The organism is Amycolatopsis kentuckyensis (genome assembly GCF_041679295.1).
GTDB lineage: Bacteria > Actinomycetota > Actinomycetes > Mycobacteriales > Pseudonocardiaceae > Amycolatopsis > Amycolatopsis kentuckyensis_A.
This window is the reverse complement of record NZ_JBGDMD010000005.1, coordinates 710278-724807: the sequence shown is the minus strand read 5'-3', so window position 1 is coordinate 724807 and position 14530 is coordinate 710278. Positions and strand designations below refer to the sequence as shown.

At 73.5% G+C, this 14530-nt stretch carries 10 protein-coding genes and 1 riboswitch; of the genes, 1 reads left to right on the top strand and 9 read right to left on the bottom strand.

From position 1 onward, the window contains the following. Nucleotides 1-71: 71 nt before the first annotated feature. Nucleotides 72-1268, bottom strand: a complete 1197-nt coding sequence (fahA, locus tag ACERZO_RS24160) for a fumarylacetoacetase (RefSeq protein ID WP_372666990.1) — start codon at nucleotides 1266-1268, stop codon at nucleotides 72-74. Between the two features lie 66 nt (nucleotides 1269-1334). After that, nucleotides 1335-6290 (bottom strand): DUF885 domain-containing protein, encoded by a 4956-nt coding sequence (locus ACERZO_RS24155; protein WP_372666989.1) that lies wholly within the window; start codon nucleotides 6288-6290, stop codon nucleotides 1335-1337. Between the two features lie 122 nt (nucleotides 6291-6412). Here ACERZO_RS24155 and ACERZO_RS24150 point away from each other — a divergent pair, with 122 nt between their 5' ends. Next, nucleotides 6413-7405 carry an AsnC family protein gene (locus tag ACERZO_RS24150; RefSeq protein WP_372666988.1) on the top strand — a complete coding sequence of 331 codons (993 nt, stop codon included), beginning with the start codon at nucleotides 6413-6415 and terminating at the stop codon, nucleotides 7403-7405. Here the strand turns inward: ACERZO_RS24150 and ACERZO_RS24145 are convergent. The 7 genes from ACERZO_RS24145 to ACERZO_RS24115 all read right to left on the bottom strand — a co-directional run bounded on the left by ACERZO_RS24145 (nucleotide 7402) and on the right by ACERZO_RS24115 (nucleotide 14523). Beyond that, a complete protein-coding gene (locus ACERZO_RS24145) occupies nucleotides 7402-8331 on the bottom strand; it encodes an RluA family pseudouridine synthase (protein WP_372666987.1) in 930 nt (309 codons plus the stop codon). The two genes, ACERZO_RS24150 and ACERZO_RS24145, sit on opposite strands and share 4 nt — an antisense overlap. Next, a complete protein-coding gene (gene lspA / locus ACERZO_RS24140; protein ID WP_444843230.1) occupies nucleotides 8328-8900 on the bottom strand; it encodes a signal peptidase II in 573 nt (190 codons plus the stop codon). Before lspA ends, ACERZO_RS24145 begins: the two co-directional genes overlap by 4 nt. 98 nt (nucleotides 8901-8998) lie before the next feature. Continuing rightward, nucleotides 8999-9616 (bottom strand): hypothetical protein, encoded by a 618-nt coding sequence (locus tag ACERZO_RS24135; RefSeq protein ID WP_372666985.1) that lies wholly within the window; start codon nucleotides 9614-9616, stop codon nucleotides 8999-9001. A 52-nt stretch (nucleotides 9617-9668) separates the two neighbouring features. Further along, nucleotides 9669-11063: an aminotransferase class V-fold PLP-dependent enzyme gene (locus ACERZO_RS24130; protein ID WP_372666984.1), complete on the bottom strand. Its 1395-nt coding sequence runs from the start codon at nucleotides 11061-11063 to the stop codon at nucleotides 9669-9671. Nucleotides 11064-11100: 37 nt separating this feature from the next. Next, nucleotides 11101-11215: riboswitch (SAM riboswitch) on the bottom strand. An 81-nt stretch (nucleotides 11216-11296) separates the two neighbouring features. Beyond that, complete coding sequence (locus ACERZO_RS24125; RefSeq protein WP_372666983.1) at nucleotides 11297-11902, bottom strand: M23 family metallopeptidase; 606 nt, start codon at nucleotides 11900-11902, stop codon at nucleotides 11297-11299. A gap of 363 nt (nucleotides 11903-12265) precedes the next feature. Continuing rightward, a complete protein-coding gene (locus ACERZO_RS24120; RefSeq protein WP_372666982.1) occupies nucleotides 12266-13744 on the bottom strand; it encodes a potassium/proton antiporter in 1479 nt (492 codons plus the stop codon). A 95-nt stretch (nucleotides 13745-13839) separates the two neighbouring features. Beyond that, entirely contained in the window at nucleotides 13840-14523 is a 684-nt protein-coding gene (locus ACERZO_RS24115; protein ID WP_372666981.1) for an ArsR/SmtB family transcription factor, read from the bottom strand. Nucleotides 14524-14530 lie beyond the last annotated feature (7 nt).

Here is a 14530-nt window from a genome sequence, read left to right as displayed (position 1 = left end):
CCACCGGCCGACCCTCTCATCCGCACGTGTCCCCCGCAGTCCGGACCCGGCGGCGGGCGGATCGGCACGCGTCAGCCGGGGACGACCGTGCCGCGCACCTCCCCGAAGCCGATCCGCGCGCCGCCCGGCCCGGGGGCCGTCGCGGTGATCGTGACCTCGTCGCCGTCCTCCAGGAACGTGCGGGTCCGACCGTCCGGGAGTTCCAGGGGTTCCCGGCCGCCCCAGGACAGTTCCAGGAACGAGCCGCGCTGGTCGCGGTCCGGGCCGGTGACGGTGCCCGAGGCGAACAGGTCGCCGGTGCGCAGGCTCGCGCCGTTGACCGTCATGTGCGCCAGCTGCTGGGGCGCCGTCCAGTACTGCGTCGCGAAGGGCGGGCTGGACACGAGGTGGCCGTTGAGCCGGATCTCGATCGCCAGGTCGAGGCCCTGCTTTTCGGGGGTGCGGAGGTAGTCGAGCGGCTCCGGGTCCTGCGGCGGGCCGTCGACGCGCGCGTGGTCGAGCGCGGCGAGGGGGACGATCCACGGCGACACCGACGTCGCGAACGACTTGCCGAGGAACGGGCCCAGCGGCTGGGACTCCCACGCCTGGATGTCGCGGGCCGACCAGTCGTTGACCAGGCAGACGCCGAAGACGTGGGCGGCGAAGTCCTCAGTGGACACCCGCGCGCCCGGAACGCCCACCACGAACCCGACTTCGGCTTCGATGTCCAGCCGCTTCGAGGGTCCGAAAGAGGGGGCGTCGGCGGTGCGCGGCTTGCGTTGCCCGTGCGGGCGGACGACGGGGGTGCCGGACGCGACGACCGTGCCCGCCCGGCCGTGGTAGGCGATGGGCACGTGCTTCCAGTTCGGCGGGAGCTCGGCAGCGTCGGGCCGGAAGATCCGGCCGGCGTTGAGGGCGTGCTGCTCGCTGGAGTAGAAGTCGACGTAGTCGGCGACATCGAAGGCGAGGTGCGTGGTGACCTCGGTCAGCGGGTGCAGGTGCGGGCGGAGCTGGTCGGCGTACCGGGGTTCGGTGAGCCACTCCCGGAGGGTTTCGCGCACTTCCCGCCAGGTGTCGGGCCCGGCGGCGAGAAAGGGGTTGAGGACACCTTCGCCGAGCAGTGGTGCGAAAGCGGCGGCGGTCTCTTCGGCCGCGGCGGCGAGGTCGAGGACGTGCTCACCGACGGGCACGCCCACGCGCCGCTCGGGCGCGCCGCCGACCGAGAAGACGCCGTAGGGCAGGTTGTCCAGGCCGAACGCGGTGTCGTCGGCGAGGTCGAGCCAGGTCACGTGTGCTCCTCGTCTTGGTAGTCCCGGGCCTGGCGACGAGTCACCGCCGCCGGGCCCGGGCGCCCTTCACTTCGCGCGGGCCGCCACCCACTCCGCCACCACGTCCGCCAGTACCGGGAGCGGAACCGTTCCGCTGCCCAGCACCGTGTCGTGGAACTCGCGGATGTCGAACTCCTCGCCCAGTGCCTGCTCCGCCTCCGCCCGCAGCCGCTCGATCTCCAGGCGGCCCACCATGTAGCCCAGCGCCTGGCCCGGGTGGCCCGCGTACCGGTCGATCTCCGCCTCGATCTCGATGCGGGCCATCGGCGTGTTCTCGACCAGGTAGTCCACCGCCCGCTGCCGGCTCCAGCCCAGCGCGTGCAGGCCCGAGTCGACCACCAGCCGGGCCGCGCGCATCGAATCCTGCGTCAGCAGGCCGAGCCGGGCCACGTCGTCGGAGTACAGCCCCATCTCGTCGGCGAGCCGCTCCGCGTACAACCCCCAGCCCTCGGCGTAGGCGTTGAACATGCCGATCCGGCGCAGCAGCGGGACTCCCGTCAGCTGCTGCGCGAGCGTCAGCTGGAAGTGGTGCCCCGGCACGGCTTCGTGGAACGCCACCGCCTCCCCCAGCGACCGCTGCCGCTGGTCGGCCTCGTGCGTGTTGGCGTAGTACGTGCCCGGCCGCGAACCGTCCAGCGACGCGTCGATGTAGTACGCGATCGAGCCGCTTTCCGCCTCGGCGGGCGGCACCGGCGCGACCTCGCACTTCTGCTCGGGCACCCGCAGGAACCACTGCGGCGCCACGGCTTCCGCCCGCGCGATCGTCTCCCGCGCCGCGTTCAGCAGCTCGTCGCCGTCACGCCAGCGCAGCGCCGGGTCCGTGCGGATCCGCTCGAAGATCTCCGCGAGGTCCGTGGTGCCGAACACCTTCGCGCCCAGCTCGCGGTACTCCCCCGCCAGCCGCTCGATGATCGCCAGCCCGGTGTCGTGCAGGTCCTGGGCCGTGCGCTCGGTCGTCGTCTCCGCGCGGATCAGCTTCGCGTACCGCTCCGCGCCGCCCGGCAGGTCGCCGATGCCCGGGGACGTCTCCGGCCGCGCGACGGGGACCACCTCGTCGGCCAGGAAGTCCCGGTAGCGCGCGTAGGCGGGTCGCACGACCTCGGCCAGCAGCCGGTCGCGCTCGGCCTCGAGCCCGTGGACCGGCACCTTCAGCGGGTCGCCCTCCGGCGCGGCGAGGTACCGCTCGACGTAGCCGACGCCGATGCGCGCCAGGAACTCCGGCGGTGTCAGACCTTCGGCGAGCGCGGCCCGCTGCCGCTCGATCAGCTGGTCCAGGTACGTGCCGATCGCGCCGAGCCGGCTCAGGTAGCCGCGGGCCTTGGCCTCGTCGTCGAGCACCGTCTGCGGCAGCATCATCAGCAGTTCCAGCGCCGGCGCGGCCAGCCCGTCACTCACCGCGATGTCCGCGCGGCCCGAGTCCAGCGTGTCGATCAGCGTGCGGGCCTGCCAGATCACGACGTCCCGCGTGACGCGCTCGGCGGGCGACGGCGCCTCGAGCGCCTCGGCCCGCGCGATGAGCGCGGCGAACCCGGCGCGCTGCCGGGCGATCGCTTCGGCGGACTGGTCGGCGAGCTTGTCGTGCGCGCCGGGCAGGCCGTAGAGCGACGGCAGCAGCGGCTGCGCCTCGAACATCAGCTCCAGGCACTCGTCGGCCAGCCGGTCGGCGGTGTCGCCCCGGGCCGCGACCCAGTCCGTGACGACCTTGGCCAGCGCCGAAAGCGGCAGCATGCCGTGACCCAGCACGACTTCGTGGAAGGCGCGGATGTCGAAGCGGTCACCGAGCGCCTCCTCGGCCTCGGCCCGCAGCCGCTGGATCTCCAGCCGCCCCACCATGTACCCGAGGGCCTGGGCCGGCCAGCCGGCGTACCGGTCGATCTCCGCCTCGATCTCCATCCGCGCCATCGGCGTGTGGTCGACGAGGTAGTCGATCGCCTGCTGCCGGCTCCAGCCCAGCGCGTGCATCCCGGTGTCGACGACGAGCCGGCCGGCCCGCATCGAGTCCTGCGTCAGCATGCCCAGGCGCGCCACGTCGTCGGAGTACAGGCCCATCTCGTCGGCGAGCCGCTCCGCGTAGAGCCCCCAGCCTTCGGCGTAGGCGTTGAACATGCCGATCCGCCGCAGCAGCGGCAGGTCCGTCAGCTCCTGGGCCAGGCTGAGCTGGAAGTGGTGCCCCGGCACGGCTTCGTGGAACGCGATCGCCTCGCTGGTGAAGCGCGGGCGCTTGTCGGCTTCGTAGGTGTTGGCGTAGTAGGTCCCCGGCCGCGTCCCGTCGAGCGACGGCTGGAGGTAGTACGCGATCGTGCCGCTCGCCGCGTCGGCCTCGGGCACCGGCGCGACTTCGCACTTCTCCGCCGGGATGCTCGAGAACCACCGCGGTGCCACGGCTTCGGCGCGGGCGATGGCGTCGCGGGCCGCCGACAGCAGCTCCTCGCCGTCGCGCCAGCGCAACGCCGGATCGGTGCGCAGCCGCTCGAAGATCTCGGCGAGATCGGTGGTGCCGAACACCTTCCGCCCCAGCTCGCGGTACTCGTCCGCGAGCTTTTCGATGATCGCCAGCCCGGTGTCGTGGAGGTCCTGGGCGGTGCGCTCGGTCGTCGTCTCCGCGCGGATCAGCGCCGCGTACCGCTCGGCGCCGCCCGGCACGTGCCCGATGCCGGGCGCGGTGTCGGGCCGGCCGACCGGCTCGACCTCGGTGCGCAGGAAGTCCCGGTAACGGGCGTACGCGGGGTGGACGACCTCGGCGAGCAGCCGGTCGCGCTCGGCCTCGAAGCCTTCGACGTCCGCGGTCGTGCCCACCTTCAGCGGGTCGGACTCCGGCGCCGCGAGGTAGCGGTCGATGTACTCGACACCGACGCGGGCGAGGTAGGCCGCCGGCACGAGCCCGTCGGCCAGGCTTTCGCGCTGCCGCTCGGTCAGCTGCTCGAGGAAGGTCGCGCTCGCCGCGAGCCGGGCCAGGTAGCCGCGTGCCTTCTTCTCGTCGTCCAGCTTGTAGTACGGCAGGTACAGCAGCAGCCCCAGCGCGGGCGCGGTCAGCCCGTCGCTGACCGCGATGTCGGCGCTGCGGGCGCCGAGCCGGTCGGCCTCCACCTCGGCGGCGGCGACCACGACTTCGCGCGTCACGGCCTCTTCCGCCGTCAGCCCGTCCGCGGGCAGCGCCCGGGCCCGGGCGGCGAGCTCGCGATAGGCGACGCGGTACCGCTCCTGCGCCGCCCGGGACTGGTCGGCCAGCCGGTCGTGGTCGCCGGGCAGCCCGAAGACCGACGGGTACAGCGGCTCGTGCTCGAAGGTCAGCTCGACCAGCTCGGCGGCCAGGCCGTTGGCGGTGTCGCCGTGGCCGGCCACCCAGTCGTCGACGGTGGCGGCGAGCGCCGACAGCGGCAGGGCACCCCCGGCGAGCACCAGGTCGTGGAACGCGCGGATGTCGAAGCGGGAGCCGAGCCGCTCCTCGGCGCCGGCGCGGATCCGCTGGATCTCCAGCCGCCCCACCATGTACGCCAGCGCCTGGCCGGGCCACGCGATGTAGCGGTCGACCTCGGCCTCGATTTCGACGCGGGCCATCGGCGTGTTCTCGGCCAGGTAGTCGACGGCCTGCTGCCGGCTCCAGCCGAGGGCGTGCAGGCCGGTGTCGACGACCAGCCGGCCCGCTCGCATCGAGTCGGCGGTCAGCATGCCCAGCCGCGCGACGTCGTCGGAGTACAGGCCCATCTCCTCGGCGAGGCGCTCGCTGTAGAGGCCCCAGCCCTCGGTGTAGGCGGTGAAGGTGCCGATGCGGCGCAGCAGCGGCAGGTCCGTCAGGCCGGTCGCGACGCTCAGCTGGAAGTGGTGGCCCGGCACGGCTTCGTGGAACGCGACCGACTCGGCGGAGTGCCGGAACCGTTCGGTGGCCTCGTAGGTGTTCGCGAAGTAGATGCCCGGGCGTGAGCCGTCGGCGGCCGGCCGCAGGTAGTACGCCGGGGGCGCGCCGGGCGCGGCCTCCTCCGGCACCGCCTCGACCAGGCACGGCTGCGACGGCACGGAGCCGAACCACTTCGGGGCTTCGGCCGTCGCGCGGGCGACCGCCGTGCGCGCGGTCTCCAGCAGTTCTTCGGCGTCGGTCCAGCGCAGGGCCGGGTCGGTGCGCAGCCGCTCGAAGATCTCGGCCAGGTCGTCGGTGCCGAACACCTTCTGCCCCAGCTCGCGGTACTCGGCGGAGAGGGAGTCGATGACGTCGAGGCCGGTCCGGTGCAGCTCTTCGGGCGTGCGGTCGGTGGTGGTGTGCACCTTCGCCAGCCGCGCGTACGCCTCTTCGCCGCCGGGCAGCCACTTCACGCCGGGCCGGTCGGCGGGCCGCCCGTGCGGCCGCACCTCGGTGTCGAGGAACGCGCGGTACTCGGCGAAGGCCGGGCGGACGACGTCGGCCAGCAGCTCGTCGCGCCGCCGGCCGAACTCCTCGTCCGGCGCGGGCTGGCGGCGCAGCGGGTCCGCCTCCGGGGCGGCGAGGTAGCGGTCGAGGTGCGCGATCGCGGCCTCGACCAGGTGCGCCACCGGGGTGCGGCCGGCGGCGATGCCCTCGGTGTGGCGCCGGGCGGCCTGGCGCAGGTACCCCGGGACGGCGGCCAGTCGCCCGAGCTGCGCCTCCGCGGCTTCGCCCGCGGTCACCGTCGTCATCGGCAGCACCATCAGCAGCGACGCCGCCGGCGCGACCATGATGTCGGTGACGGTGAACTCGGCCATCCGGCTGTCGATCGCCGCCACGCGGTCTTCCGCCGTGGCGATCAGGACGTCGCGGGTGACGCGGTCCTCGGCCGACAGCTCCCCGGCGTCCAGCGCGCGGGCCCGGTCGGCGAACCCCGCGAGCGTCGCCCGGTGCGCCTGCTCGGCCTCGGCGGACAAGTCCGGCAGGCCGGGCTCGGCCGGCCGGATGCCCAGGATGGCGGGCGTCAGCGGATCGGCGGCGAACAGGGCTTCGACGAACTCCTCGGCGAGTTCGGTGACCGCGGTCATGGGCAGGACCCCCAGCTTCGATGTTGTGCTCGTACCGACCCTAACGGAGATCACCGACAAGAACGGTGAGCCGCCGGACGGGCCTGGTACGGGAGGATCGGCGAGGCGGTAGCGTTCTGCGGGTGGCCGTGACCGATCCCGTGGACATCCGCCTGCTCGCCGCGCTCGCCGATCTCGGCAAGACCGCGGTGCACGAGCTCGCGGCCAAGGTCGGCATGGATCCCCGCGAGGTCGCCTACCGGCTGGTCGCGCTGTCCGGCAGCGGGCTGCCGCTGCTCGTCGGCGTCGAGAGCGACCCGCAGGGGTTGCGCGCGGCGATCGCGGGCGCGCCTCCGTCGTGGGCGAACCGGCCGCGGCCGCAGGGCCCGGCCCCGCAGCAGTTCGCGCCGCCGTCGCACCCGGTGCCCCAGCAGCCCGCGCCGCCGATGCCGCCGCCCGGCCCGGGCCCGCAGGGGGTGCCCTCGGGGCCGTACAACGTGCAAGGCGCGCCGTCGGGTCCGTACACCGTCCAGGGCGCGCCTTCGGGCCCTTACAACGTCCAGGGCACGCCATCCGGGCGCTATCCCGGCCCGCCGCCGCGGCCCCAGTTCGCCCCGCCGCCGGTTCCGGTCGATCCCGTGGTGAGCACGTGGGGCCTGCCGCAGACGGCGTCGTGGGCCCGCGGCGACGAGCCCGCCCGGCCGGCCGGCACCGGCAAGAAGGGCAAGCTCGGCGAGGTCATGGAGACCCAGGGCCTGGAGGGCGAACAGCTGACGGTGCAGCTGCTGGAGGTCCAGGACCCGGCCGACTACCTGTTCAGCGCGGCGGGGTACCGCCTCGAGGCGGGCGAACGCGCGGTGGTCGTGCACACCGAGATCACCAACCGCGGGTCGATCCCGTTCGCGTCGCTGCCGGACAACTACCTCGAGCTGCTCGCCGCCGACGGCTCCGCGATCGGCAAGGCGCCGGTGTCGCTGACGTCCCGGCCGCCGCACAAGATCGGCGTCCAGCCGGGCGAAACCCTGGGCGGCCACACGGTGTACGTCCTGCCGGACGCGACGCGGGTGGTGTCGGTGCGCTGGAGCCCGCGGCCGGAGCCGGACGAGCGCACGCTGACCTGGTCGATCGAGGACTAATAGCTCTCGTCCCGCAGGATCTGGAGGGCCTTCGCCAGGTCGTCCGGGTACTCGGACTCGAACTCGACCCAGCGGCCGTCCGCCGGGTGCGCGAACGCCAGTGTCTTCGCGTGCAGCCATTGGCGGCTCAGGCCGAGGTGGCGGGCCAGGACCGGGTCCGCGCCGTACGTCAGGTCGCCGACGCAGGGGTGGCGCAGCGCCGAGAAGTGGACGCGGATCTGGTGCGTCCGCCCGGTTTCCAGCTTGATGTGCGCCAGCGACGCCGCCCGGAACGCCTCGACGACCTCGTAGTGCGTGACGCTCTCGCGGCCGCCCTGGACGACCGCGAACTTGTAGTCGTGGCGCGGGTGGCGGTCGATCGGGGCGTCGATCGTGCCGCGCGTCGGGTCGGGGTGGCCCTGGACGATCGCGTGGTAGCCCTTGTCGACCGTGCGTTCCTTGAACGCGCGCTTCAGCACGGTGTACGCGTGCTCGCTCTTGGCCACCACCATCACACCGGTGGTGCCCGCGTCGAGCCGGTGGACCACGCCCTGGCGCTCGGCCGCGCCCGAGGTCGCGATGCGCAGGCCGGCCGCGGCGAGGCCGCCGACGACCGTCGGGCCGGTCCAGCCCGGGCTCGGGTGCACGGCGACGCCGACCGGCTTCGAGATCACCACGATGTCGTCGTCGTCGTGGAGGATCTGCATGCCTTCGACCGGCTCGGCGACGACCTCGACGGGGTTCGCCGGCTCCGGCAGCGTGATCTCCAGCAGGCCGCCCCCGGAGAGCCGGTCGGACTTGCCCGCCGGACGGCCGTCGAGCAGCACGTCCCCGGCTTCGGCCAGCTCCGCGACGACGGTCCGCGACAGGCCGAGCAGCTTGGCGAGACCGGCGTCGACCCGCATCCCGTCGAGCCCGTCGGGCACCGGGAGCATCCGCGCGCTCACGCCTGCTCCTCCTGAGCCTTCTCGACCTTCTTCTTGTCCTTCGTCGACGTGCCGTCGTAGTCCTTGCCCAGCAGCGAAAGCAGCACGATCAGCGCGCCGCCGACGCAGATGGCCGAGTCGGCGATGTTGAAGATCGCGAAGCCCTTGCCGTTCGGGGCGAACGCCGAGATGAAGTCGACGACGTGGCCCTGCAGCCCGCCGGGCGCGCGGAAGATGCGGTCGGTGAGGTTGCCGGTGGCGCCGGCGAGCACGAGGCCGAGACCGATGGCCCAGCCGATCGAGCGCAGCCGCCGGGACAGCCAGATGATCGCGATGACGACGGCGAGCGCGACCAGCGCGAGCACCCACGTCATGCCGGTGGCCATCGAGAACGCGGCACCGGGGTTGCGGATCACCTGCAGGTAGACGAGCCCGCCGAGGACCTTGACCGGCTCCTTGCCCTCCAGGTTGGCCACGACCAGGTTCTTCGTCACCAGGTCGATCGCCCAGAACACGACGGCGACGGCGAACACCCAGCCCACGCGGCGCTTCGGCAGCGGCTTCGCCGGCTCTTCCGGCGTCTCCTGCACGGTCTCGGGCAGCGCCTCGGCGGCGACCGCGTCGGATTCGGTGTCGGGTTCGGAGTGGCTGGGCTCGGTGCTCACCGCTCCATTCTCCACGGTGCTGGTCAGGCCGTGTCGGCGGCGGTGACCGGGCCGCGCAGGAGCACGGCGAACGCGGCGGCGAACAGCAGGCCCGCCGAGACCAGCGCACCGGCCGACGCGGTCGGGAAGACCGTCGCGACCAGGAGGAACACCGCGTCGACGGCGGCGAGGAACCAGCTGCGCTCGTACGCGGCCAGCACCAGGAGGCCGAGCGCGGCCAGGAGCGCGCCGCGGACGTCCCCGGGCAGCCGCAGCTCCAGCGCGCCGACGAGGTCGAGCAGCGGGACGGCCGCCAGCGCGCCGAGGGTGCCGAGCACGAACCGGACGGGCCGCGGCGGCGTCCCGGCCCGGCGCAGGGACAGCCAGTACCAGCCGGCCACGGCGAGCACCACGCAGGCGAGGCAGGCGAGCCAGCCGAGCTTCGCCGACGGGACCACGTCGGTGGCGGTGGCGGTGGCGAAGGCGATGCCCGAGAGCTGGTTGTCGGCGAGTCCGGTGCCGCTGATCCCGCCCGTGCCGAGGCCCTGGGTCAGCTGGTGGCCCCGGGCGGTGTCCTCCGGCAGCAGCTCGACCGCCACCATCACCAGCAGGGCGAACCCCAGCGCCGCCAACGGGAACCAGGACCGTCGCGCTTTCCCCATCACCGCAGGGTATCGGGTGCCGGCGAGCAGCTCGCCGGCCCGGGCCGGCCGCTCAGCAGAAGGGCGGCAGCTCCCGCGGGTCGCCGACCGGGGCCCAGCGGCCGTCCACCTTCGCGTACTCCCAGCGGGCCCCGCGCGCGACGATCTGGCGCAGCGCCCGGGTCACCCGGTCGACGTGCTCCTCCGTGCTGCCCAGGCCGAGGCTGACGCGGATCGCCTGCTGCCCGCTGCCGCCGGTGGTGCCGATCAGGCGCTTGGCCGCGATGTGGGCGCAGAAGGCGCCGTCGCGGACGCCGATGCCGTACTCGGCCGACAGCACCGCGGCGACCCAGCCCGGGTCGAAGCCGTCGACGACGAAGCTGACCGTGCCGACCCGGTCGACCGGCGCGTCGAACAGCCGGAGCTCGGCGCAGCCGGGGATGCCCTCGAGCCCTTTGCGCAGCCGGGTCAGCAGGGCCTGCTCGTGGTGTTCGATCGCGGCCCAGTTTTCGGCCAGGGTCTCGCAGGCGACGCCGAGCGCGTACACGCCGACGGTGTTGGGCGAGCCGGCTTCGTGGCGCTCGGGCCCGGTGTTCCAGACGACGGCGTCCTCGGTGACGAGCTTGGTCGCGCCGCCGCCGGCGAGGTACGGCCGGGCGGCACGCAGCCAGTCGGCGCGGCCGATCAGTGCGCCCGCACCGAAGGGCGCGTAGAGCTTGTGGCCGGACAGCGCGACGTAGTCGACGTCCAGATCCTTGATCGAGATCCGGCGGTGCGGCGCGAGCTGGGCGGCGTCGAGCGCGATGCGCGCGCCGTGCTTCCGCGCGACGGCGGCGATTTCGGCGACCGGGAGCAGCTCACCGGTCACATTGGACGCTCCGGTGACGACGACCAACCGCGGTCCCTGCGGGGCGTCCGCGAGCGCTTCGTCCACAGCGGACACTGCCGCGAGGCGGGTGCGCGGGGTCGGGATCCGCCGGACGTTCGGGCCCTGCCACGGCAGCAGCGCGGCGTGGTGCTCGGTGTCGAAGACGACCACCGTCGTGTGCCGGGGCAGGCTGCGGGCGAGCAGGTTGAAGGAGTCGGTGGTGTTGCGGGTGAACACGACGGTGTCGGTCCGGCGCGCGTCGACGAAGCGGCGCAGGACGTCGCGGGTGCGCTCGTAAAGCTTCGTCGAGACCTGGGAAGCGAAGCCGGCGCCGCGGTGGACGCTGGCGTACCAGGGCAGGAATTCGTCGACCTTCGCGCGGACGGCGTCGAGACAGGGAGCGCTCGCGGCGTGGTCGAGGTTGGCGTAGCCGATGGTCTCGCCGGTGACGAGCGGGACGCGCAGGGCGGCCCCGGCGACGGCCGGGATGTCCGGCGTGGCAACGGGTTCCGGCTGGAGGGCGACGGGCGCGGCTTCGGTGAGCGTGCCGGGTCCGGCCAGTGCGGTGGTGGTGCTGGTGCGGTCGATGGCGAGGGTCATCGGTGCCTCCTCGGCGGTCCGGGGGACCCCGGCGAGGGGCCCGCGCTTGCCCGTCGCACGGCGCGACCGGCCCGGTCTTCACCCGGGGCACCCCACCGCGGTAGGAGGGTTGCCGGCCAGCAAGCCGGGGCTTATCGCTGGCACTCATGACCTGAGCCCGAAGGTAACCGAGAACGCGGCCGGCGGCCAACCCCCGACTCACATTCTGAGACGCCGCTCACAGCCCGTGAGCGTCAGAGCTTGGCGCGGAAGTGGCCCGGGAGCTGCGTCACGGCGTTGTCCGCGAGGTGCGTCGCGGTGCCGGTGTACTGCTCGGCTCCCGCGGTGAAGCGCCAGCCGCCGATGCTCTTGCCGTCGACGGGTTCGGCGACCGCCTGGCCGTCCCCGCTCACGGTCCAGAGCGTGAAGTGGACGTGGGCACCGGAGCTGGTGCCGCCGCACGGGAGCGCGTTGCCGGTCGACCCGAGGACGGTCCCCGCCTCGACGTGCTCACCGTCGGTGACGGCGATGCCTTCCAGGTGGTAGTAGCCGGTCCGCCAGCCGCCGGTGTGGTCGACGGTGACCCAGTCCCCGCCGGCGCAGTGCCGCAGGTGCACGGTCCCGGCCAGCGGCGCGCGCACGGTCCTGTCGGCCGGGCTGAAGTCGATGGCGTTCTCGACGCCGGTGCCGCCGTCGTCGGAGTGGATGCCGGCAGAGTAGACCTGCTGGCCGGCTTTGAACGGAAGGGCGAGCGCCGGGAAGGGAGCCGCTTCGGCGGTGGCGGTGGGGGTGGCGAGCAGGCCGAGGACGGCGGTCATCGCGACGGCCAGGGCGGTCCTGCGGACGTGCAGTTTTGTCACCGTGCGTACTCCCTTTGGCTTAACGCTCACCCATTCGAACTAACTCGATCGGGCGGAGAGTAGGCCAAAGGTTGGATCATGGGGAAGATCTTGGACGGGGAAGATCACCCTGGCGGGAAAAGATCACCAGGTCGGCGCGGAGAGTGGACAGGGACCGGACAACGCGCGGGTCGAGGCAGCAAGCAGAGGTTCGGTCGCGCGCTTGGCGGATCGGCGCACCGGCTTGGGGCGGCTCGTGCGCCCGGGTGAGCGGGCGCGCTGGGAAGGTGGCCCCTCGCAGTAGCAGGTTTGGTCGGGCGCGCGCTTGGCGAGCCGGCGCGGACTCGTCCCATCGGGCCACAGCCCGGCCACGCCACGAACGGGCTAGCGCCCCGACTCGCCGCGCCACCGGGCCAGCCGGCCGGCCCGGTCCACCGCTCGCAACCGGCGCTCGACCGCGTCGCGGACCGCCGCCGTCGTCACCACCAGCAGCTGGTCGTTCTCCTGCAGCCGGCTCGTCTTCTGCGGCGTGAACCCCGCGCCCTCGCGGACGACCAAGCTCACCGTCGCCCCCGTCGGCAGCCTCAGCTCGGACAGGTACACGCCGTGCAGCTTGGAGCCCGGCTGGATGCGGACCTGGAGCAGCTCCGCGCCCAGCTCGTCCAGCGGTGCGCTGTCGACCTCGACCTCGTGCGGCTCGGACTTCTTCGCCAGCCCGAGCTTGCGGCCGAGGGGGCCGAGCGTCGCGCCCTGGACCAGCGTCAGCACGATCACCAGCACGAACACCGCGTCGACCAGCCGTTGCGCGCCCGGCAACCCCTGGGACAGCGGAATCATCGCCAGCACGATCGGTACCGCGCCACGCAGGCCGGCCCACGACAGGAACGCCTGCTCCCGCCACGGCAGCCGGAATGGCAGCACCGAAAGCACCACCGAGATCGGCCGGGCCAGCAGCAGCACGACCGCGCCCGCGACCAGGCCCGGGATCAGCGTCTCGAACAGCCGGCTCGGCGACGCGAACAGCCCGAGCAGCACGAACAGCCCGATCTGCGCCAGCCAGCCGAGCCCCTCGGCGAACGACAGCGTGTCCGACCGGTGCGGCAGCCGCGAATTGCCCAGCACCAGCGCGGCGACGTACGTCGCGAGCAGGCCGGACGCGTGCGCCAGCTGCCCGGACGAGTACGCCACCACGCAGACCGCGACCGTCGCGAGCGGGTAGAGCCCGGTCGCCGGCAGCGCGGCCCGGCGCAGGGCGATCCCGCCGAGCCAGCCGAAGGCGAGCCCGATCGCCAGGCCCGCGCCGAGTTCGTAGACCACCAGCAGCGGCAACGTCCAGTCCACAGTGGTGCCTTCGGCCAGCACGACGACGGCGATGTACGCCGGCGCGTCGTTGATGCCGGACTCCAGCTCCAGCGCCCCGACCAGGCGCTTGCCGATCCCCGCCGTGCGCAGCACCGAGAACACCGCCGCCGCGTCGGTCGACGCGAGCACCGCGCCCCACAGCAGAGCGAACCGCCAGTCGAGGCCGAGCAGGAAGTGCAATGCCGCGCCGGTGACCGCGACACTCACCACAACGGCCACTGTGGACAGTGCGATTCCCAGGCCCAGCGCGGGTTTCACGGCCGACCAGCGGGTCGTCAACCCGCCTTCGGCGAGGATCATGACGAGCGCGGCGAGGCCGAGCGACTGGGTCAGCTCGGGGTTGTCGAACCGGATGCCGAAGCCGGCTTCGCCGAGCAGCACGCCGATCCCGAGGTACAGCAGCAGCGACGGCAGGCCCAGCCGGATGGAGACGCGCACGGCGAGCACGGACGCGAGCAGCACGACGCCGCCGACGCCGAGCAACACGGGGAGCTGGTCCATGCCGCCTCCCTCCGAGTGCCGTGGGCACTCAGAATAGTGAAGCGGGTGGGTTAACTCGTTCGTGTACCGCCGGCCCGAGTCGGACACTTGGTGTGTTAAGGACCACCGAGCGCAGCGAGATCGACACCGAGCGCCGCGAACGGCTTGACGGCACTCGGATGCACCTTCACCGCGCGGTGGCCGTCCCGGCCGACCCAACCTGCTTCGACCGCCCGGTCGAGCAACGCCGCGGGCAGGGCGCCGGCGAGGTGGTCGCGGCGTTCCGTCCAATCCAGACAGTCGCGCAGCAGCGGCCGGCGGCCGGCCGCGACCGGCACGCCGAGCCCGGCCAGCACCTCGCGGCCGCGGCCGGTCAGCGTCAGCCCGTCGGCCGTGTCGACGAGACCGGTGGCCAGCATGCCGTCGCGGACGGCGACGCCGAGCACGCCGGCGAGGTGGTCGTAGCAGGTGCGCGCGAAGCCGAGCCGCTTCACCCGCAGCGACGACCTCAGCCCGGTCACCGGTCGGTGCTCGGCGTGCTGGGCCAGGTGCTCGATCAGCTCGGCGACGCGCGGGTCGGCGATCCGGACGTAGCTCGCGCGGCCCTGCTTGACCCGGACGACGAACCCGGCGTCGACCAGCCGGGTGACGTGCTCGCTGGCCGTGGAGAGCGCGATCCCGGCCGCCTTGGCCAGCTCGCCGACGGTCCAGGCCCGGCCGTCGAGCAGCGCGAGGCACATGGTGGCCCGGCTCGGGTCGGCGAGCACCGCGGCGACCTCGGCGAGGGCGATCGTCTCCATGCCCCCA